Genomic DNA, 22,104 nt, shown 5'->3' on the forward strand with positions numbered 1-22,104 from the left:
AGGCTTTGAAGAGTATGTGCTACAATTGAACAGCCACGCAGCTATCGTGTCGTGTTTTGTATGAAAAAAGTCGTCGTTGGTCTTTCTGGTGGCGTTGACAGTTCCACCGCCGCAGCTATCCTGCACCATCAGGGCTATGAAGTGATTGGTTTGACTCTTTGGCTAATGAAAGGCAAAGGTCAGTGTTGCTCTGAAGGTATGATCGACGCGGCTGATCTTTGTGAACAATTGGGTGTTCCCCATCAAATTGTAGATATTCGCGATCTCTTTCAAACCCATATTATCGATTATTTGGTAACTGGATACAGTGCTGGAATCACGCCTTTACCTTGCTCTCAGTGCAATAAAACGGTGAAGTTTGGGCCAATGGTGCAGTATGCCCGTGAAGAATTGGGATGCGATCGCATCGCCACCGGTCATTATGCCCGAATTAGCCATGACGAAACAACTGGACGTTACCAATTATTAAGGGCTGTTGATCGCAACAAAGACCAGTCATACTTCCTCTATGATTTGTCTCAAGATTTACTTGCAGCAACTATATTTCCTCTCGGCGAACTAGAAAAAACTGAGACACGCCGCATTGCGGCTGAGTACGGACTGAAAACTGCTGATAAGCCAGAAAGTCAAGACTTATGCTTAGTGGAAAGTAACGGTTCCATGCGGGCATTTTTAGATAAATATTTAGCTCCCAAAACAGGCGATATTGTCGATGTCACAGGCAAAATTTTGGGACAGCATGATGGTGTCCATCACTACACCATTGGCCAGCGCAAGGGTTTGGGGATTGCGGCTGCCGAACCGTTGTATGTGATTGAATTAGATGCGGAAAATAATAAAGTAGTAGTAGGCGATCGCACTAAGGTAACTCAGCCAGAATGCACTGTAAATCGGGTAAATTGGGTTTCTATTGCTGAACCATCGACCCCAATTCATGCCGAAGTGCAGATTCGCTATCGTTCAACCGCTACACCAGTAACGGTGATTCCGTTGGAAAACTCTCGCGTGCGTTTGGTGTTTGATGAACCCCAAATCAGCATCACCCCCGGACAAGCGGCGGTGTGGTATGACGGCGAAAAAGTCTTAGGTGGCGGAATAATTGAACAATTTAGTTGAATCTTACCCCAATTTTGGTATAAGACAAAACTCCCCCTCCTTTTAACTTCAGATAAGCAAAAGCCGCCCTGAGTTTTGGAGGGGTATTTTTATGCTTCAATTATTCAATAAAAAATTATATTAGAACGCTAGATTACTTGTGGTTACTGCTGTTGGAATATTTACAGTTTCAGAGTGACTAAAATCATTACTAATTAACCTTGGTTTGACCCTTTATACTTGCCGATTCTTTCGCGCACAGCTTGGCGAATGTCTTCCCAATCGTCAGGAGTCATCTCAGTTGCATTTCCAGAATTTAGACCTTCTAAAAGCATCGCTTCCAAACGTTCAGCAGCTTGACGCTTTTGATCTTGGCGCACTAACTCGCGGAAATATTCACTGACACTGCTGTAGCCACCAGTCGCCACTTTCTCTTCTATATAAGTCCGCATCGCATCAGGGAGAGATATATTTATACTTTTCACTGGCACTACTTCCCTAATTTTTCCTTCATAATATTATTTTATGGCAATTTATGCCATTTATTGCCATACCAGGAGCAATTAGCAAAAGCAATACCTGCGGGGGCTACATATACTTACTCTTTTTGAACCTCGCATTGACGTAAAGTCACGCGATTCCTGCTTCATAGATCCCTGCCTAAATTACTCTAGGTCTTATGGGTTCTCCACAGGCGTTTTGATGAGTCTCCGACGCACCGGCGGCGACTTTTGAACAACTACCTTAAAAGTATGTTCAACCTCAGTACCTTAAAGATTTTACCTACTACAAGGATGCGGCACAATGTACCCATTTCTCAGTAAAACCCCATATCTTTAGTTCTCGTGGTTCTGTTAGCTTGGTTTTCGCTATGTATATAGTGTATCAGAATATGGATTGCTTAACTCATGACTGGAAGTCACGAGTGTGCAGCTTGCAGAAATCAAAAACTACTTCTATCTAATACCCCTTTCCCTAAACTCTTTTTTTTCTCAGTACCAGCATTTTGATAAGTTAGTACATACATAATCTGAAACAATAACAGCTAATACAAAGAGGGGATTACGTTGAGTCAAAATCCAGATGCCATAGCCCCGCACGGTGGACAGTTAGTTAACCGTATCGCCACACCACAACAAAGAGCAGAGTTTCTCTCAAAAGCTGACTTTTTGCCGCGAGTGCAACTTGACGATCGCGCCGTCTCGGATGTAGAAATGATTGCGATCGGTGCTTTTAGTCCACTCACGGGTTTTATGAACCAAGAAGACTACGATCGCACTGTTACCGAAATGCGACTAGCTAATGGTCTTGTGTGGTCAATCCCGATTACATTATCGGTAAGCGAAGAAGTAGCTTCTCCCTTGCAAGAAGGCGGCTTAATCCGTCTAGATAACTCTAGAGGCGAATTTATTGCAGTTTTGCAACTCACGCAAAAATATAACTACGACAAAACCCGCGAAGCAATAAAAGTCTACCGCACTGATGATGTCAAGCATCCCGGTGTGCAGGTACTCTATAACCAAGGTACTGTAAATCTGGCGGGTGATATTTGGCTGTTGCAACGCGAACCTCATCCCCAGTTTCCCACTTACCAAATCGATCCAGCCGCCTCACGGCAACTATTTAAAGACAAGGGTTGGAAAACCATCGTCGGCTTTCAAACTCGCAACCCCATCCACCGCGCCCATGAATATATTCAAAAGTGCGCTTTAGAAATCGTTGATGGTCTATTTTTACACCCATTAGTGGGGGCAACAAAAGAAGATGATATCGCCGCCGATGTGCGGATGCGTTGCTATGAAATTTTGCTGGAACACTACTACCCCTTAGACAGGGTGGCTTTGGCAATCAATCCCGCCGCAATGCGCTACGCTGGGCCTCGTGAGGCAATATTCCACGCTTTAGTCCGCAAAAACTACGGCTGTACTCACTTTATCGTCGGACGGGATCATGCTGGCGTTGGTGACTATTACGGTACTTACGATGCTCAATATATCTTTAATGAATTTGCCCCAGGTGAATTAGGCATTGTGCCGATGATGTTTGAACACGCTTTCTACTGTATGCGTACTAAGCAGATGGCAACATCTAAAACCAGTCCCAGCAAGCCAGAAGAACGCATTCATTTATCGGGAACAAAAGTCCGGGAAATGCTGCGACGGGGTGAGTTACCTCCACCAGAATTTTCTCGTCCAGAGGTGGCGGCTGAATTGGCGCGGGCGATGCAGATAGAAGTACCTGTTTAGGGCATTGGGCATTGGGCATTGGGCATGGGGCATTGGTTCTTCTCCCCCACTCCCCATACTTTGCAAACAGTATTGAGTGTAACTTTACAATAGAGAGTTCAGCCCTGTAAGCTGCTAGCTAATGGGCTTAGGGCTGATAGCTAATTATGAAACGCCGCACGTTTTTACATAGAATTGGCTCAATACTCGCGGTATTGGGGATAACTGAAGCTGAGTGGTTGACTTTGGGAAATCGCTATTATCAGGCTTTGGCACAGCCCAGTCCGCGTAAGTTGGCATTATTGATAGGTATTAACCAATACCCAAAAAAATCAGCCCTCAGTGGTTGCCTCACGGATGTAGAACTACAAAGGGAACTTTTGATTAACCGCTTTGGTTTTCAAGGGTCGGATATTTTAACCTTAACTGATGAACAAGCTAGCCGGGAATTCATTGAGGCGGCTTTTTTAGATCATCTGGGCAAACAAGCTAAACCTGGTGATGCGATCGTTTTTCACTTTAGCGGTTATGGCAGTCGTGTCAAATTAGAAACATCGGCAGATATAATTCAAAATGCTCTAGTACCAGCAAATGTAAGTTTTAATTCACAAGATACAAAAATAGTCAACTATATATTAGAAGAAACTCTACTGCTATTATTGCGATCGCTCCCCACAGACAGAGTAACGGCAGTATTGGATACTAGCTATGATGCTCCTAGCACAGTCATCGGATTAAAAATTCGCGCCCTTCAGGAATCGGTAGCAAAGCTAGCAACAGAAGAACTCGACTTTCTCAAACAACTTAAAACTCAAAATTTATCCAACACTCCGATTGTTTTAGCACCTACCTCAGAACCCAAGCAGCCAGCCAGGGAAGGACTATTTTCTGGTTTCAGTGCTGGGTTATTTACCTACGCCTTGACACAGTATTTGTGGGAATTCACCCCAGCTACCAAAATTCAAATCGCCCTTTCCGATGTGGAAAGTATTTTACACAAATTGGGCAGCAAACAACAGCCAGGATTATTAAGTAGTCAGGAAAACCTCTCTCCAAACCTCTCCCCTAAAAGGGGAGAGGCTTTGAATTCTCCCCCTTCCCTATTAGGGAAGGGGGCTGGGGGGTTAGGTTCTTTTACACATGACCTGAATTACCAGCTACTCCCAGACAGTACTATTGGTGCAGAAGGCGTGATAAGTGCTATTGAAGAAGACGGTAAAACAGTCCATCTGTGGTTAGCAGGATTACCTGCACAAGTGCTGCTATACTACGGAGTTAATTCTCGATTTAGTTTAGCAACAACAGAGCAATTAATATTGCGATCGCGCACTGGGTTAACAGCAAAAGCGCAAATTGCCAAAATTGAAGGTGCAAATCCCTTACAAGTTGGGCAACTCGTCCAAGAAGCAGTCCGAGTTTTACCCCGAAATATTAATTTAATAATAGCTTTGGATACTGGATTAGAAAGAATTGAGCGGGTAGACGCTACAAGTGCCTTTGCTGGATTTGCCCATGTATCCACCGTAGTTGCAGGAGAAAAACCAGCTGATTATATATTCGCCAAGCTACAAGAAACTCCCACTCGTTATGGTCTATTTTCTCTTGGTGGCGAGCTAATTCCCAATACCACCGGAGAAGTAGGAGAAGCAGTAAAATCAACAGTGCAAAGGTTAGCGCCAAAATTATCAACCTTGCTAGCAGCCAAGTTATGGCGACTCACAGAAAATGCAGGTTCTTCTCGCTTGGCTCTCAAGGCAACTTTAGAAATAATCAGTGGGATATCGCCTCGCGTCGTTATGCAGCGCGAAACGGTGCGAACTTTCAAAACTGAAACTTCGATTAAAAAATCAGTACAGACGCGATTTATAGCGCCTCCCGTTGTACCTATCGGTAGTCGAATGCAATATCGAGTGGAAAACCAGAGCGATCGCCCAGTATATTTAATCTTGCTGGGATTAAACAATAATCATACAGCAGTGACCTTCTATTCTTGGGAAACTCCCCAAGAACTAAACACTACCGACACCAAGCCTATCCTGAAAGAAGTCGTCATCGCCCCAGGTGAAAGCCTCACCCTACCCCAAACTAATGCTGCTTCCCAATGGGTGATTTCAGGGCCAGCTTCTGAGTGCGAACAACAACTTATTTTTAGTCCTTTCCCCTTTAGCGGAACTTTCGCCGCCTTAAGTACTGCTAAGTATTCCACAGCCGAACAACAGCCGACTGGCTCATTATTGAATCCCTTAGATGTTGCACAAGCCTTGCTACAAGACTTGCATAACGCCAGCGCCAGCGCCCTCAAAACGGAGATGAACGGCACAGCAGCCGACTCATATATCTGGGATGTGAATAATTGGGCAAGTCTTAGCTTTAGTTTTCAAGTAATATAATGAGCTTAATATAATTTGGTTAACTTTGCTCCTTTGAGTGAGTTATAACGCAATACGGTTCAGTTAGCGCCAAAAACCTTGACCTGCGTAGGTTGGATTGAGGAACGAAACCCAACATTTCCAGGGTTTTGTTGGGTTTCGCAAAGCCTCAACCCAACCTACTATTCTCCTTAACTGAACCGTATTGAGTTAGAACGAGGAATATTAAGCTCAAAATTACCGCATGAATGGTTAACCCTGTCTTGAAGGTGGTGAATTTAAGAAACCACTACTAATGAAATATGAGAAGTATTTATCCAGCATTTTAGCATCCATTGCTGGACAAACAATTGTAGAATCTGCCAATCCATTGAGGGTATTTTGGTAGTCATAATCAACTGTATTTTGATACAACTCCATCACTGTCAAAGAATTTTGATAGACTTTTTCAGACATCATCGGTAAAAGCGGATGTAAAACATTTTCCTGAGAGTTCCTGAAAGTTGCAATTAGCTCATCTTTCCACTGAGTATATGGTAACTTCCTGAGTTGATAACCATAAGAACAAATAAACTCAAAAAGCTCGATGATGCTAATGTTTTGATCCTGCGGTGGTACGATATGGAAAGTTTTCCCTAGAGATTCTTGCTTTTTGGATAAATGGACAATTGCTTTAGTGGCGTAATCTACAGGAAGCAATTCTTCTTTTTGATCTATGAGTTCGGGAAAACTACCAAGCTGTATGCATCCTTTAATAACTCTAGGCACAAAAGCATCTTTTGTATGAGCAATGCCTGTACTGCTATGTCCCATAAGAAATCCTGTTCTGAAGATACTAACAGGTATTCCCCTAGACCTGGCAATCAATACAAGATTTTCGGCTACCCATTTGGTTTGAGCATAGCCAATATCCATAGCAACATAGTCTTGAGAAAACTCAATGTTGTCATCTTCATAAACTACTTTTTGCCCTGTAAAATGCTTGATCGCACCAAAAACAGCAATGGTAGAAATGTAATTCATTGGTTTGATTTTGCCCAGACAAGCTAATCTAAGAACTTCTTGGGTTCCCAGAACATTGGGTGCTTTGATTGCAGAGTATGGTTTAGCAAAATTGACTTGGGCAGCACTATGATAAATAACATCAATTTGCAGAGCCAGTTTTTCAAACTGTTCGCTAGAAAGACCCAAATATGGCTGTTCTAAGTCTCCCGGAATTGGAATCATCCGAGAGCTAAAATTTGGGTGATGAAGGGAATATTTTTCTAGATTTTGTTGAATCTTTTTCAATCCTTCATGCTCGTTTTGGGAGCGCACCAGGCAGTATATTTTTGCTTGAGTTTGCTGTAGCAGTTCATCAAGTAAAAAAGCCCCCAAATAGCCTGTAGCTCCGGTGAGAAAAATATGACGCACTTCATTAACCTGAGCAACAGCCTTTCCTTGGGCATCAATTGCGGGATCGAGTAGTACCTCAGATTTTAAATCGATCGCACTGGTTAAAGAAGAAACGCCATCTCGACGCACTTTCTCTATTACCTGAGCCAGCGCTTCTATAGTGGATTTCTCAAACAGGCTTTTTAGCGGTAAATCTACTTGAAAGGTTTCTCTGACAAAAAAAATCAACTGAGATGCTAGCAGAGAATTACCACCAAGATCAAAGAAATTATCATGAATCCCAACTTCTGCGATCGCTAGAATTCGGTTCCAAATTTCAGCCATTTGTTTCTCAATCGGGGTACGAGGTGCGACAAATGCTGCTTCCAAATCGCTTCTATCCATTTCCGGTTCTGGTAGATCGCTAAGATTTACATTGCCGTTGGATATATGCTGAGTTTGGCGATCGCCAGGGACTGTTAACATGGATAATTTAGAAATTGTCTGGTCTGGGTTAGAGACAATATTCTGTAATAAAGTAGAAAAATGTTCCACCATCAGAGCGATCGTCTCAGCTTTAAATAGGTCAGTACTATATTCCAAGTTGCCCGATATCCCTACTGCTGTCTCGCGCAGTTCAAGGTATAGATCGAACTTAGATGTCCCGTTGTCAATTCCCAAACGGTTCATTGTCAATCCGGGAACGGTCAATTTAGGCATTGGGGTATTTTGAAGATGAAACATCGCTGAAATCAGGGGATTTTGTTTCAAGTCCCGTTTGATCTCTAGAGCATCAACTAGTTTCTCAAACGGTAAGTCTTGGTAGGTATAACCCGATAAAGCTACTTCCCTGACTCGCCCTAACAACTGACGGAAACTTGGGGAGCCAGACAAGTTGGTTCGCAATACCAAAGTATTGAGCAAAAACCCAATTAGTCCTTCTAACTCAGAACGGTGGCGGTTGGTAATAGGCGCACCTACTAAAATGTCTTCTTGCCCTGTGTAGTGATATAGGAGTGTTTGGAATGCTGCTAACAAGGTCATAAACAAAGTAGTTCCCTCTTGGCGCGAGAGAACATTGAGGGCATCTGTTAAGGATTTGGGGATAACGACCGATTGACGTGCGCCCTGATATCTTGGTTCTAATGGCCGTGGATAATCGGTGGGCAATTCTAACGTGGGTAGACTACCACTCAAATTTTGCTGCCAATAGGCAAGCTTATTATCTAAAATTTCACCTTGCAGCGACTGCCGTTGCCAAGCTGCAAAATCCGCATACTGAATAGCTAAGTCAGGAAGGGGAGAGGGCTTTCCAGTAGATAAAGCTTGATAGAGCGCTGACAGTTCCTCGAACAAAACACTTAAAGACCAATCATCACAAAGAATGTGGTGCTGGTTGAGGAGGAATATATGCTCCTCTGAACTCAATTGCAGCAATGTTGTTCGCAGCAATGGCCCTTTAACTAAATCGAAAGGACGTTGGGCTTCTTCAAGGATGATCTGGCGGACTTGAGATTCCCGATCATCTGGAGACAGCCCTTGGAGGTTCACCACTAAGAGTTTGATGGGAAAAGTTGAGTGAATCACCTGTATGGGTTGTCCATTCACACTCGCATAGGTAGTTCGCAGGACTTCGTGACGGTTGATAATTTCATTCAAGCTCTGCTCTAATATGGTGGCGTTGAGTACACCTCTGAGGCGAAAGGCTTCGGGAACATTGTAAAAAGCATGGTTGGGTACTAACTGGTCAATAAACCACAACCGTTCTTGCCCAAAGGAAAGTGGTAAATTGCGATCGCAACGCCCAATAGATTGTATTGGCAAAAGTATAGATCCTTTGTCTTCCTGTTGCGCTTTTCCAATGCTTTCAGCCATTTCAGCGATGGTGGCGGCTTCAAAGAAATGCCGCATTGGTAACTCAACTTGAAAGATATCGCGGATGCGGCAGAGGATCTGAAAGGCTAGTAAGGAGTGTCCTCCCAACGCTAAGAAATTGTCATGAACACCAATGTTTTTTATACCCAATACTGTAGACCAAATTTCTGCTACTCGTTTCTCAATAGGGGTGCGAGGAGCAACAAACTTATCACTTGCATTCAAGGTTTGAGCGGGTGCTGGGAGTGCCTGACGATCGACTTTTCCGTTAGCTGTTAAGGGTAAAGCACTCAATTGCACAAAGCGAGAAGGGATCGTGTGATCGGGCAATTTCTGTTTGAGAAAACGCCGTAAATTACCAACATTCGTGTCTGCTGATTCGGGCTTGGGAACTACGTAAGCTACTAAGCGTTGGTCGCCAGGGGCAAATTCTCTAGCAATCACCACAGCTTCTTGCACATCAGGATGTTGCCACAGCGCAGTTTCAATTTCTCCTAGCTCAATACGAAAGCCACGAATCTTGACTTGTTGGTCAATGCGCCCAATATACTCAATATTGCCATCTGGTAAGTAGCGAACTAAGTCGCCTGTTTTATATAATTTTGAATTTTTAACTTTTAATTTTGAATTGTTGAATGGGTTGGGGATGAATCGCTGATCTGTCAGTTCTGGGCGGTTCAAATAGCCTCTAGCTAGTCCCTCACCAGCAATGTAAAGTTCCCCCTCAACACCTATGGGTACTGGCTGCATCTGTTCGTCCAAGATAAAACAGATGGTGTTGGCGATCGCTCGTCCGATAGTTACGATACTGTCACCTTTCTTCACCAGGGTAAATGTCGAATAGGTCGTATCTTCTGTAGGGCCATATAGATTGAAGACTTTTTGAATATTGTCCAACTCATATATCTGCTGCACCAAACGATTCTGGAGGGGTTCACCGGCTAAGTTAACGGTGCGTACAGAAGTGGGTATACCATTAATTCTGAGTAACTCTGCGATCGCAGATGGCACTGTATTGATCAGGGTGACTTGTTGAGCAGCAAGTAAGCGAGGTAAATACAAGGCATTTTCTGCCAAAATTACCTTACCACCCCAACAGAGGGGAACAAATATCTCGAAAACTGAGAGATCGAAGCAAATAGATGTTGCGGCTAGAACTCCAGCTAGATCCTCGGTTGTAAAAACTTCTTTTGCCCAATGCAACAGAGCTACCGCGCTGTGATGTTCGATAGCTACCCCCTTGGGTTTACCAGTCGAACCGGAGGTGTAAATGACATAGGACAGGTTTTCATCTGTCACTAGGCTGGTTAAATTCTCTTGGCTTTGTTGAGTAATTGCGTCGCGATCGCTATCTAGACAAACTATATGGGCTTGATGCTTTGGAAGCTTTGAAAGGAGATTTTGTTGGGTTAATAGTATTGGTAACTGTGAGTCCTCTAACATCAAGGCTAGGCGCTCTGAGGGATAGGCTGGATCTAGGGGGACATAAGCTCCACCCACTTTAAGAATGGCTAATAGTCCCACGATCATTTCTAGCGATCGCTCCACGCAAATACCAACTAGAATCTCAGGTTTGGCATTCAGAGTCTGTAGATAGTGCGCTAGTTGATTAGCTCGCTGGTTAAGTTCTTGGTAAGAAATCTGCTTGTCTTCAAAAATGACCGCAATTCGCTCAGGTGTCTTTTCTACTTGGTATTCAAACAACTGATGGATACATATATTACTTACGTAATTGGCTGGATTTTCATTCCATTCCAGAAGCTGCTGCTCAACTTCTGTCTGGGATAGACTCAGGTCTTGTTGAGAACGTTCAGTAGGATTTTTCATTAGAAGTAAGTATTCTTTATGACTATAATCTTAGCTTCTAATACTTAAAGTGGCTAGTCAGAGTGGAAAGTGTACAGTGACCAATTATTCGTGGTTATGATAAATTTTTATTGCCAGAAAAGCCTGTACAGCAAGGATTTTAAAACTTAAGCTCCTCAATCCAGTATTTTTGATAATGACAAAATAAAGTCATTTACCGTATCAATGACTAAATAGCTGTCGCCACATAAAAATTTGATATCAATTAGGTACAACGACACTAATCCGTCATCAATAACAAATTGCTAGGTTTTTACGACTTTAGTTATACTCCTATTGATTACCTAAGTATTAAAATTGACCATTTCACTCATAAACTATGAGTTGTAAACCATAAAATATCTCAACTGAACCAACTGAATTCAGTCGCCAGCAGGATGAAACTCAACACAATATTTTTTACACTAATAAAAGTTACAAACAACCTGGAAACAGTGTATGCCTCTTCATAAACTTGAAAATTTTGATCCAAACTATCGAGAAACTTTTGGCGCAGACGATGTTAAAACACTGGAAGTTTATACTGAGGGAGGAGACAGAGTTGGCTCAGTAGCTGATGTTTTAGTTGATGATGACGGTCATTTTCGGTATTTAGTTATTGACACAAGCATAGATTTTTTTGGCAAGAAAATATTACTACCAATTGGCCTATCTAGGATTGATTATGCTGCAAAACGTGTCTATGTTGATGGGTTAAGTAGACAGCAAGTAGAAGGTTTAGTTGAGTACAAAGAAGACACAATCTTCGATCGCAATTACGAAGAAAAAGTACGTAGTGGATTTCGTTCTCCAACTAGCGGTGTAACTTACGATAGCGATACATATAATTACCAGACAGAACCAGCTTTATACGGATTGAATGAGCAATCTCATCAAACTTTCAGACTTTATGAAGAACGATTGATAGCAAACAAACACCGCATCAAAACCGGAGAAGTAACGGTTGGTAAGCACATTGAAACAGACACTGCAACTGTTACAGTACCTATTCAAAAAGAACGAGTTATAATTGAGCGAGTTGCGCCAACAGAAGCAGGAAACGTTGTAGATGCTACTGAACTTAAGTTTCAAGAAGGCGAAGTTGCACGCATAGAAGTATACGAAGAAACGCCTGATATACGAAAAGAAGCCTTTGTACGTGAAGAAATTCGAGTTAAGAAAGTAGTAGAACATGACATTGTAGAAACACAAGAAACCATTCGTCGAGAAGAGTTAGATGTTGATACTACGGGGAATTTAAACGTGTAGGAACATGGTACTACTACACATGAATCTATTTAATTAGCCAATCGGTAAATTTATTTGTTAAATTTATCTAAAATAATCAAGCAGGCAAAGCTAATTTTTATCTCTGCCTGTATTTTTTTATTCAACAACAAGATTCCAAATTCCTCTAAGAGGATGTTTGAAAAGTACTTTGCTATAATTTTAATCACATTATTACCCCCCTTAGTCCCCCCTTGTAAAGGGGGGAAATAAGAAAAATCCGGTTCCCTCCCCTTTATAAGGGGAGGGTTAGGGTGGGGTAAAAAAATATTTGATACATCAATCATGACTTTTCAAATATCCTCTAAAAACCCGACAATCTAAACTTTAGAAAAATTTATATCTTGAGAAAGGATTTAAAAAAGTAAAATCGCACTTCATATTGCAATGCTTTCGCGTCCTTACTCAATTCTTTGCTCTACTATTAAAAACTAACTATAACTTTTGATTATTGAACTTTTGAAAAAGTTCATTCGCCAGAAGGAGGCAAACAAGTAATTAAATCGATAACTTAGTTATTAAGAGATGGGAAGAAAATTTTTGAGGATAATATAATGGTTCTTTACAAATTACAAGATTTTGAGCCTAACTATCGTGATACATTGGAAGGTCAAGACATTAATGGGCTTGGAGTTTATACACAAGGAACTGACGAAAAGATTGGTACTGTCAGCGAGGTTTTAGTGGATGAGGAAGGTCATTTTCGCTATCTAGTTGTTGACTTAGGCTTCTGGATTTTTGGTAAAAAAGTATTACTACCAATTGGTCGCGCCCGTGTTGACTATAATGTTGATCGTGTCTACACAATTGGCTTGACTAGAGAGCAAGCAGAAGATTTACCTGAGTTCAATGAACGTCAAACCCTTGATTACGACTACGAAGAACGGGTACGTGGCGTATATCGTCAACCCACAGGCTCCACCCTTCCTTTAGAAGCATCAGCACCTGTAGATGCAACCTATCAACAACCGGTGGCTACCCCAATGCCAACTTATAATCGTGATAGCTACAATTACGAACATGAGCCTTCTTTATTTGGGTTAAATGAGCAAGATCATCAAACTCTGAGATTATATGAAGAACGGCTGATTGCCAATAAACGCCGCCAAAAAACTGGAGAAGTATCCATTGGCAAGCGTGTTGAGACTGAGACTGCACGGGTTGCAGTGCCAATAGAAAGAGAGCGAGTTGTGATTGAACGTGTAACTCCAGCAGATGCAGGTACTGCCGTTTCTGGGCGCGAAGCAGATTTCAAAGAAGGTGAAGTTGCTCGCTTAGAAATCCATGAAGAAACTGCTGATATTCGTAAAGAAGCATTTTTGCGTGAAGAAGTCAGAGTTAGAAAAGTGGTCGATCAAGAAACAGTTGAAACCCAAGAAACTGTGCGTCGTGAAGAATTAGATGTGAATTCTGGTAATCTTCCCATTGAAGAACGCTAACTAAGAGAGTGATTAGTTAGTAACTAATGACTAATAATCAATTCGACACAGTACAGGTGAGGCTGTAGAATTAGCTTTGCCTGTGCTTGTAATATCTAATGCCACTTTAGCTTTTGGATTGCGAATATCGATTTGAATATGAGTTGGATAAATACATTTCCCATAATGGTATTCAGACGATCGATCAATACATTTAATTTAGCTAAGTAAAAAGCAGTTCATAAACATTAACTTTGCATTATGAATAGCCAACCGATGACAAAAAACATTGGACAGGCAAACTCTGACTCTCCCACTAGCACCTCCATAGCAGATTTAAGAAAGAAGGTAAACAATTTTACGGTGTTCGATCGGCAAGGTCAGCTAGTAGGAGTAGTTCATGATTTAATTGTGGATGCTAATCGCCGATTAAACCTAGTTATATCTAATCATGTGAGTCAAGAGACTCTAGAATATGGTCAGCAGTTAGCCAATAAACATCCTTCTTTATTTAGATTGCAGAGCCAAAGAATAAAAAAAATCGACAAGCCGACTAAATCTGTTTTCATAGACTTAAACAAATCAGAAATCGAATATATGCCTGAATATTTAGAAACAGAAACACCAGGCGATTCCTATGGGCAACCTGCTCCCTATGTACCCCGATTATCAGAGAACTCAACTGAGCAACTAGTCAAGGATCAAACTACAAATAGCTCACTTGAGGGAATAAATTTAGAAGAAGTTAGCGAAGAACAGATTATTCGTCTACTAGAAGAACGTTTATTAGTTAAAAGCAGTAAGCGGAAAGTTGGTGAGGTGATTGTTCGCAAAGTAATAGAAACCCGGATGGTACAAGTTCCTGTCCGGCGTGAGAAGCTGATTGTGGAACAAATTAGCCCAGAACGCAAACAACTCGCAGAAATTGATTTAGGTCAAGAGGAAATTTCTGGCATTGACTTGACTGGAGTAGAAGGACTTGAAGTGACACATTTTGATAGTGGTTTAACGGTAAGCGGCGAATTTAGCTCACCGAAAACTGCTAGTTTATTATTGAATGCGATCGCACTAGAGCAAAATCACGGTTGCAATCGGGTGCGTATTACCATAGGTGTTGAAGATGAGTCACATCAGCAAAAATACCAGGAGTGGTTTGACCGTTGTTCTAAAGAGCGATCGCCAAAGCCTGAAAAATAAGGGACTTCCAAATAAAAAAATATCCCAAATTTTCTTGTGGGATGGGCATCTTGCCCGTCCCCAATATTAGGACGGGCAAGATGCCCATCCCACAAATGGATAATTTATTTCTTGGAAAGCCCTAAGTTTCTAGCAGATAAATTAGTAGGGTGGGCATTGCCTACCCTATTTTTTTTGCTGATTTAATAACTTCAGCCCGGAGAGTGTCAAAATACTAAGCAGTTGCCGTTCTTTTGGCTACTTGCAATGAAATTTCGACTGAAGAGACTTTCACGGAAGAAAGAACAGCGCCAGCGTCTGATCCCACCTATTCAGATTCAAGTTAAAGATGGAAAATTGGAGATTATCGGTATGGGTGTATGGCATTCCTACTGGCGCGATCCCTACCATTTACTGTTAACAATTCCCTGGACTGGCTTTCTGCTGCTGATTTGTACTTTCTATGTAACTATTAATGCTCTATTTGCCATAGCTTACTTAATAGGCGGAGATTGTATTGCCAATGCCCGGCCCGGCTCTTTTTTAGATGTCTTTTTCTTTAGCGTCCAAACCCTAGCATCCATCGGCTATGGGGCAATGTATCCTAAAACAACTTACGCCAACATTATTGTCACCATTGAAGCAATGATCGGTTTGATGGGAATTGCTGTGATGACAGGACTAGCGTTTGCTCGATTCTCTCGACCTACAGCCCGTGTGGTTTTTAGCCGTGTTGCAGTAATTACACCTCATAATGCAATGCCGACTCTCATATTTCGCAGCGCTAATAAGCGTCGCAATATAATTCTGGAGGCGCAGATGCGAGTCTACTTAATGCGTGACGAAATAACCCTAGAAGGGCAGTTCATCCGTCGATTCTACGATCTCAAACTGCTAACGAACCAAACACCTAGCTTCACCTTAAGCTGGTCAGTGATGCATGTCATTGATGAGTTTAGTCCTCTATATGGGATGACACCAGAATCTTTAACCCAGACAAATACTATTCTGATCGTCTCTTTGAGTGGCATTGATGAAACGGTTGCACAGGTCGTCCATGCCCGTCATACTTATGGTGCTAATGAGATTTTGTGGAACAATCAATTTGTCGATATCTTCCACCACACACCTGATGGACATCGCTACATTGATTACAACCGCTTCCACGATGTCTTACCTTTAGATGAACAGAGTTGAAATGCTCTGAAACTTACTCGGAAGTCTGATTTTGTCGGGGTTGTAAGGGTTTAACTACGACTCGACCATTTTCAACTACAGTGTGATTTTTAACCATACTCTTGCTATGGTTAATTTGTGCATCCTGGCACTGGTTTTGGTGTGAGATATTTTGCTCCTGTTGTTGGTTGAGGACAACAGCACAACAGGCGCAGGAGGAAAAGGACATATAAAGTATTTTGATCTCTATATCTATTATCGCGCTAGTGATGCTATTTGGCTGAAAAATTTGCTCCTGATATGTTTTGATTGTTTAGGACAATCAGCAGAAGTCCTAATCTAAACCAATTAAATAGGAAAGCATTTATAGATCCTGCCCCGCTTTCCTCTCTGTCCAAAATTGTTTGCCAGGGTTAGACAGTAGGTTTTTCTAATGAAAAAATTTTTGAGATACCTGGGTTTAGGTTTGCTATCTACCTTCTTGACTTCTACTCCCGGATTGGCAGCTGAACGCATTAGCTTTTTTTATCCTCCCTTTGGCGAATTCTCGTTATCGGTAGACTCGCTGGAAACTTTTGCCAAAGTTGGCAAAATCGATCGAGATTTTTCATTTTATGCTAGCCGTGCTACGCCCCAACAACTTGCTCAACTGCGGGATCTACTCCAGCAAAGGTTTAATGTCACTCCTACTTTGGTGTCTCAGGTGACTTACTCACCTATAGGCGAGCAAGTAATGGAACAATTGGGAAAATTACTCCTTACTGAATCTCGAAAGAATGGCTTATATGCCATACGTGCCTCTTTGATTTTGGCTGCTGCTGACAAGCAAGAGGGTTTAACGGTTGTGAATTTGCTGCGGAAATTTCCTAGCACTACTGTGCGGGTGAATTTCACGGAGGGGTTAAGGATAGTTGATGAGTTGTCACAATTGCTCAAGAAAAAGGATCAAGTTTTTGCTTCTCTTCAAAAAGAAGCGATCGCCCAAGCCGCCAATTCAACCGTTGACTTCTCGAAACAAGCAGATTTGCGATCGCCAGGAAAATTTCTCTGGCAGAAAAAAAGTCTAGAGCTAAATGACATTTCTCGCTCGCGCCGTCTACCGATAGATATCTATTTACCTACAACTCAAAACTCAGAACTGGCTAAAGACCCCGCTAACACAAATCAAAGTTCTCTGTCTTCTCCCTTTCCCCTGATTGTAATTTCTCATGGCATCGCCTCAGACCGCTCTACCTTTGTCTATCTGGCTGAACATCTAGCATCTTATGGTTTTGCTGTTGCTGTTCTAGAACACCCTGGGAGTAATGCTAAACGCTTTCAGGAATACTTTGCGGGTTTGGCAAGACCACCAGAACCAGCAGAATTTATCAACCGATCTTTGGATATCAAGTATCTACTCGACGAACTCCAGCGTCTAGACAAATCTGATCCCAGCCTCCAGGGAAAACTTAATTTTCAGCAAGTTGGGGCGATTGGTCAATCTTTTGGCGGTTATACTATTTTGACTCTAGCAGGAGCAGAGATTAACTTTGAGCAACTGCGCCAAGATTGTAATCCCAATTATTCATCCTTTAATTTGTCGCTCTTATTGCAGTGTGAAGCAATTAAGTTACCTCCAAAAAATTATGAACTCAAAGACGATCGCATCAAGGCAGTCATGGCGATTAATCCCATTGACAGTTCAGTTTTGGGTCAGAGCAGCCTGAGTCAAATTAAAATACCTGTAATGCTGGTAGCAGGTAGTCAGGATATTTTCGCTCCACCTGTATTTGAGCAAATTCGCCCCTTCACCTGGCTGCCTGAATCCAATAAGTACCTGGCTTTGATTGAAAACGCCACCCACTTTTCAGCGATGGCTAAACCTACTCCTGAAAATGATGTCTTACCTGTGCCACCTACCTTACTGGGCCCCGATCGGGATGCTGTCTATTCCTATCTCAAGACCCTCAGCGTCGCTTTTATGGAAACTCATCTCCTCAATCGCCCTGAATACCGTTCCTATTTGCAGCCATCTTATGGCACTTTTATTAGTAAAGAGCCGCTTAATCTCAGTATTTTACAGTCGTTATCGGTAGCTCAACTTAATCAAATATCCAGTGAGTCAACTCCCCAGTCAGTCAAAGTATCAAATCCTCAACCTACCCCTACCCCGCGTTAGTTATAAGCTGAAAAACATCTAAGTTGGATATTTTTTTATTTTGAAGTTCCTTAAATTCTTTCTCCCTCCTACCTTCTTAAGTAAATATACGTAGTACGGTAGAAGGCAGAATATTATAACTTACAGCAAGATTCTCGGTTTCTCTAAGGAGTTGGGGATCTTCCTATTCAGCAGTGATTTAAGTTTGTGATGCTACAAGTCTCAAAGATTACTCTGATAAACTCAAAGCTAAACCCAAACAAATTACTATTTACACTAAAGTTTCAGCAGATAAAACGCTGTTGTAATTTGCATTAATAATGATGCCATAGCCCTATCCTATTATTTAAAAACATCAAAGCTCAGAAACCTTTATTATCAAAAAATCAGTAAATATGCTGATATAAATCTGCCGATAAATCAGTAAGTCTAACTATTGCAAGCATCAACCAAAATCCTATACGCTTTTTTTGTTCGTAAAGGATGAATTATATGATGTCCGCCAAATCAACGAGCAGTTTGTAGTGGGGACTTCAGTCCCAAAAACCAGGACTAAAGTCCTGACTACGAGCAAATATTTTTTATTCAGTTGGATTAATCGGACATGATATTTAGATATAGAAATTACCTAAAACAAGGCTATTTGTCAGGAAAATGAGATATTCATACTTAGGGATTTATAAAAACTTATTTAATAAAATCTTTTGTATATATATGCTTGTCGTTAAGAAGTATTAAGAAATTCTTATTAAAGAATATTGCAACACCTTGATTTAATTGCTAACGTGTGTATGAAGACGATGCTGATGAACGCTCTGAACTAGGAGAAATAAAATCTATGAGCTATACCGATTCAGCCAAATATGTTGGGCTTTGACGGGTTAAAAACGAGAAATTTCTGCCTCGTATAGACAATTATGAGGGATTGCAGATTAACCAAGAAATATCTCGTTGCTATTAGTTTCAGTTTGATTTTAATTGCGATTAATTATTTGTCTTACCTTGTGCCGACAAGCAAGTAGCCCTTAATTGTATTTATCGGCAATAACGAAGAGGTTGGTAAGACTTAGATTTTGGAGGATAAAACCAATGGAGATTCAAGGTAAAGTTGCCCTAATTACAGGGGCTTCGCGTGGGATTGGACGAGCGATCGCTCTCGAACTAGCGCAACAAGGCATCAAACGACTGATATTGGTAGCACGCGATCGCCAAAAGTTAGTTGAGGTAGCTAACGAAATCGAAGCGATGGGAACAGAAACTGCGATCGTGGCATTAGATTTGACTCAGACAATTGAAGTAAATATCGCTGTTGCCCAACTGTGGCGTAATTTCGGACAGATTCACCTGCTAGTTAATTGTGCGGGAGTCGCGTACCAAAGCTCGTTTTTGCAATCTAAAATGCCCCAAGTTCAAGAAGAACTCTCTGTGAACTTGTTAGGAATGTACAACCTCACGAGTCTGATCGCTCGACGCATGGCCAGCCAAAGACAAGGGACAATTGTCAATGTATCGAGCCTCATGGGGAAAGTTGCTGCACCGACGATGGCGACTTACTCAGCCACCAAATTTGCCATTTTAGGATTTACCCAAGCTTTGCGCCAAGAACTAGCTGAACATAATATCCGCGTCATTGCATTACTACCTTCTCTCACAGACACAGACATGGTGCGCGACTTAAAATTATTTCGCTGGGTGATCCCCATGACTCCCCAGGAAGTGGCGAAAGCACTCGTCACCGGAATGCAAAATGATTCACCAGAAATTTTAGTCGGATGGCAAAGTCATTTAGCCGTATTGTGTCAACGCCTTGCACCTTGGTTGTTAGAGTTAATTTTACGAATCGCCACTCCGCCAAAATCAAGAAAACAACAGCCTGCTGAAAGACTCAAGAAGCTGATCCCGAAACTGAATTTTTTGACGAGAATCCATCGTTTCGGTGATTTGTTCTTGTCAAGAACATGATTTATCGCGTGTCTGCACATAAATCCTGATTGTGGCATCAACGCCAGCCAGGATTTGAGGTATTGCCTAGAAAGTGGGTGGTTGAGCAAACTTTTAAACGGGAGTAAGCTTATACCACTGCATGTATGCCAACAAATCTTAACTCCTACTTTAATGCTCAACCATTTTCATCATCTGGTCTTTAAGTTTTTTCCCTTTGTAACGATACCACCACATCACAAAGCTAGTGATAAACAAAATTAGCGGTGCAAGTCCCACAAATACGTAGAAAATACGGGTGGGTAAGCCACCAAAAGTACCGTAGTGTAGGGGAACAAAGGAGTTGAGGACGCGATCGCAGTTTGGTTAAATGGATCTAGTTGCAACTGAGAAATTGCTGCGGCGATCGCATAATTAGACATACCTTGTTTCGGAGCAACCAAAAATGCTTTCCTTCCCCACAACTCTCACCCCATTGCCCGAAATCATTGATGGCTTGCCGAATATTTCTGGTTGGGAAACAGAGGTTCTCTCTGTAGTTAACCACGATAAGCCAGTATTTTTACCAACAACGAATATCCGCTTAGAAGACGTAAAAGCTGTATTTGCGATCGCCTTACACATGCACCAGCCAACTATACCTGCTGGAAATGGCGGTACACTCATCAGCAATCTGCAATATATGTTTGAACATCCCAACGAGGGGGATAACCATAATGCAGATCCTTTTGCCCATTGTTACAGTCGCATGGGAGACTTGATCCCCGAACTTGTCAATCAAGGTTGCAATCCCCGTGTGATGTTGGATTACTCAGGTAATCTGTTGTGGGGACTGCGGCAGATGGGACGCGGTGATGTTCTCGATAGTCTGAAACGGATTACTTGCGATCGCACCTACCAACCTTATGTAGAATGGCTGGGTACAATGTGGGGCCATGCAGTTATTCCTTCTACACCGATAGCAGATATTAAATTGCATATCATTGCATGGCAACATCACTTTGCCGCAATTTTTGGTTGGGAAGCACTAGCGCGAGTCAAAGGATTTTCGCCTCCAGAAATGCACCTACCAAATCACCCCGACGCTCTCTTTGAATTTGTAAAAGCGCTAAAAGAATGTGGATATCAGTGGCTACTCGTTCAAGAACATTCTGTAGAAACAATTAGCGGACAATCTCTTACCCACAAACATTTACCACATCGTCTGATAGCCCGGAATTCTCAAGGTGAAACTATTAGCATTACAGCCTTAATTAAAACCCAAGGTTCGGATACTAAATTAGTGGCACAAATGCAGCCTTATTATGAAGCCAAAACATTATCTAAACAACAAATTGGCAGTGTATTTGTACCACCAATAGTTAGCCAAATTGGAGATGGTGAAAATGGCGGTGTGATGATGAATGAATTCCCAAGCGCTTTTAAACAAGCTTGGTGGGATATGGTCAATAACGGAGGAGGAAAATCAGGTGTTGTTGGAATATGCGGTACAGAATATTTAGAATTAATCCAAGCTGCTGGATGCAAACCTGAAGATTATCCAACTTGTCAACCAGTGGGACAACATCAGATTTGGGAGAGAGTTTCACCAGATAATACCCAACCGGAAGCTGTAGAAAATGCAATTCAAGAATTGAAGCAAATAAACTCTAATTTTCATCTGGATGGAGCCTCATGGACAAATCATATCAGTTGGGTAAAAGGATATGAAAATGTCTTATCCCCAATGTATCAATTAAGCAGTTTATTCCATCAGAAATTTGATTCGCTACAGCAAATTGATTCAGCAGAACCTATTACGAGACAATCTCACTACCGTAATGTTCTTCTACATAATCTTTTGCTACAAACCAGTTGTTTTCGTTATTGGGGACAAGGTTCTTGGACTGATTACGCACGGGAAATTTATCAACGTGGCGAAAATTTATAGCGGTTCTCAATTGCACGAAATACAGACCTAACCCCCAGCCCCTTCCCTACAAGGGAAGGGGAGTAAGATTCAAAGCCTCTCCCCTTGTAGGGGAGAGGTTTGGAGAGAGGTCAAAGTGTATTGCTTCCATTCGAGAAGCGCTATATTGCAGATGAATTGAACTGACGATTGGGGACTGGGGAGTTAATTATTGTAGAAAATGCTCCCCAAGTTTTTTATGGAGTTTTTAGGAATCGTTAGATGAGACGGACAATAA

Annotated in this window: 15 protein-coding genes and 1 pseudogene; 10 read left to right on the forward strand and 6 right to left on the reverse strand. The window is 41.8% G+C overall.

Features of this window, described 5'->3' with window-relative positions:
- The first annotated feature begins 60 nt into the window (after positions 1-60).
- Entirely contained in the window at positions 61-1,116 is a 1,056-nt protein-coding gene (mnmA, locus tag V7K98_RS20320; protein ID WP_335025036.1) for a tRNA 2-thiouridine(34) synthase MnmA, read from the forward strand.
- Between the two features lie 194 nt (positions 1,117-1,310).
- Here the strand turns inward: mnmA and V7K98_RS20325 are convergent, their stop codons facing one another.
- Complete coding sequence (locus V7K98_RS20325; RefSeq protein ID WP_335025038.1) at positions 1,311-1,580, reverse strand: type II toxin-antitoxin system ParD family antitoxin; 270 nt, start codon at positions 1,578-1,580, stop codon at positions 1,311-1,313.
- Between the two features lie 582 nt (positions 1,581-2,162).
- On the opposite strand from V7K98_RS20325, the gene sat reads away from it, so the two are divergent.
- Together sat and V7K98_RS20335 are read left to right on the forward strand one after the other, a co-directional pair.
- Positions 2,163-3,341 carry a sulfate adenylyltransferase gene (gene sat / locus V7K98_RS20330; protein WP_335025040.1) on the forward strand — a complete coding sequence of 393 codons (1,179 nt, stop codon included), beginning with the start codon at positions 2,163-2,165 and terminating at the stop codon, positions 3,339-3,341.
- A gap of 146 nt (positions 3,342-3,487) precedes the next feature.
- Positions 3,488-5,710, forward strand: a complete 2,223-nt coding sequence (locus V7K98_RS20335) for a caspase family protein (RefSeq protein WP_335025042.1) — start codon at positions 3,488-3,490, stop codon at positions 5,708-5,710.
- A gap of 231 nt (positions 5,711-5,941) precedes the next feature.
- Here V7K98_RS20335 and V7K98_RS20340 read toward each other — a convergent pair whose 3' ends face one another.
- Positions 5,942-10,765: a non-ribosomal peptide synthetase gene (locus V7K98_RS20340; protein WP_335025045.1), complete on the reverse strand. Its 4,824-nt coding sequence runs from the start codon at positions 10,763-10,765 to the stop codon at positions 5,942-5,944.
- 477 nt (positions 10,766-11,242) lie between these two features.
- On the opposite strand from V7K98_RS20340, the gene V7K98_RS20345 reads away from it, so the two are divergent.
- Positions 11,243-12,052 (forward strand): DUF2382 domain-containing protein, encoded by an 810-nt coding sequence (locus V7K98_RS20345; RefSeq protein WP_335025047.1) that lies wholly within the window; start codon positions 11,243-11,245, stop codon positions 12,050-12,052.
- A gap of 50 nt (positions 12,053-12,102) precedes the next feature.
- On the opposite strand, the gene V7K98_RS20350 is transcribed toward V7K98_RS20345, so the two are convergent.
- Positions 12,103-12,357 carry a hypothetical protein gene (locus tag V7K98_RS20350; protein WP_335025049.1) on the reverse strand — a complete coding sequence of 85 codons (255 nt, stop codon included), beginning with the start codon at positions 12,355-12,357 and terminating at the stop codon, positions 12,103-12,105.
- A gap of 267 nt (positions 12,358-12,624) precedes the next feature.
- Between V7K98_RS20350 and V7K98_RS20355 the strand changes: the two genes are divergently transcribed.
- The 3 genes from V7K98_RS20355 (at position 12,625) to V7K98_RS20365 (ending at position 15,861) form a co-directional block, all read left to right on the forward strand.
- Positions 12,625-13,509 (forward strand): DUF2382 domain-containing protein, encoded by an 885-nt coding sequence (locus V7K98_RS20355; RefSeq protein ID WP_335025051.1) that lies wholly within the window; start codon positions 12,625-12,627, stop codon positions 13,507-13,509.
- Positions 13,510-13,749: 240 nt separating this feature from the next.
- Entirely contained in the window at positions 13,750-14,685 is a 936-nt protein-coding gene (locus V7K98_RS20360) for a YsnF/AvaK domain-containing protein (RefSeq protein WP_335025053.1), read from the forward strand.
- 246 nt (positions 14,686-14,931) lie between these two features.
- The gene (locus V7K98_RS20365) at positions 14,932-15,861 is read left to right on the forward strand and encodes an ion channel (RefSeq protein ID WP_335025055.1); all 930 of its coding nucleotides are present in this window, start codon (positions 14,932-14,934) and stop codon (positions 15,859-15,861) included.
- Between the two features lie 13 nt (positions 15,862-15,874).
- Here the strand turns inward: V7K98_RS20365 and V7K98_RS20370 are convergent, their stop codons facing one another.
- Entirely contained in the window at positions 15,875-16,069 is a 195-nt protein-coding gene (locus V7K98_RS20370) for a hypothetical protein (RefSeq protein WP_335025057.1), read from the reverse strand.
- 204 nt (positions 16,070-16,273) lie between these two features.
- Between V7K98_RS20370 and V7K98_RS20375 the strand changes: the two genes are divergently transcribed.
- Together V7K98_RS20375 and V7K98_RS20380 are read left to right on the forward strand one after the other, a co-directional pair.
- Positions 16,274-17,998: an alpha/beta hydrolase gene (locus tag V7K98_RS20375; protein WP_335025059.1), complete on the forward strand. Its 1,725-nt coding sequence runs from the start codon at positions 16,274-16,276 to the stop codon at positions 17,996-17,998.
- Between the two features lie 1,068 nt (positions 17,999-19,066).
- Positions 19,067-19,939, forward strand: a complete 873-nt coding sequence (locus V7K98_RS20380; protein WP_335025061.1) for an SDR family NAD(P)-dependent oxidoreductase — start codon at positions 19,067-19,069, stop codon at positions 19,937-19,939.
- Positions 19,940-20,089: 150 nt separating this feature from the next.
- On the opposite strand, the pseudogene V7K98_RS20385 reads toward V7K98_RS20380, so the two are convergent.
- Positions 20,090-20,215: pseudogene (locus V7K98_RS20385) on the reverse strand (PepSY-associated TM helix domain-containing protein); the annotation flags it as partial.
- Positions 20,179-20,361 carry a hypothetical protein gene (locus V7K98_RS20390; RefSeq protein WP_335025063.1) on the reverse strand — a complete coding sequence of 61 codons (183 nt, stop codon included), beginning with the start codon at positions 20,359-20,361 and terminating at the stop codon, positions 20,179-20,181. The pseudogene V7K98_RS20385 and the gene V7K98_RS20390, both read right to left, overlap by 37 nt.
- A gap of 2 nt (positions 20,362-20,363) precedes the next feature.
- Here V7K98_RS20390 and V7K98_RS20395 point away from each other — a divergent pair, with 2 nt between their 5' ends.
- Positions 20,364-21,848: a glycosyl hydrolase family 57 gene (locus V7K98_RS20395; protein WP_335025065.1), complete on the forward strand. Its 1,485-nt coding sequence runs from the start codon at positions 20,364-20,366 to the stop codon at positions 21,846-21,848.
- Positions 21,849-22,104 lie beyond the last annotated feature (256 nt).

It is taken from the genome of Nostoc sp. (assembly GCF_036917435.1).
GTDB lineage: Bacteria > Cyanobacteriota > Cyanobacteriia > Cyanobacteriales > Nostocaceae > Nostoc.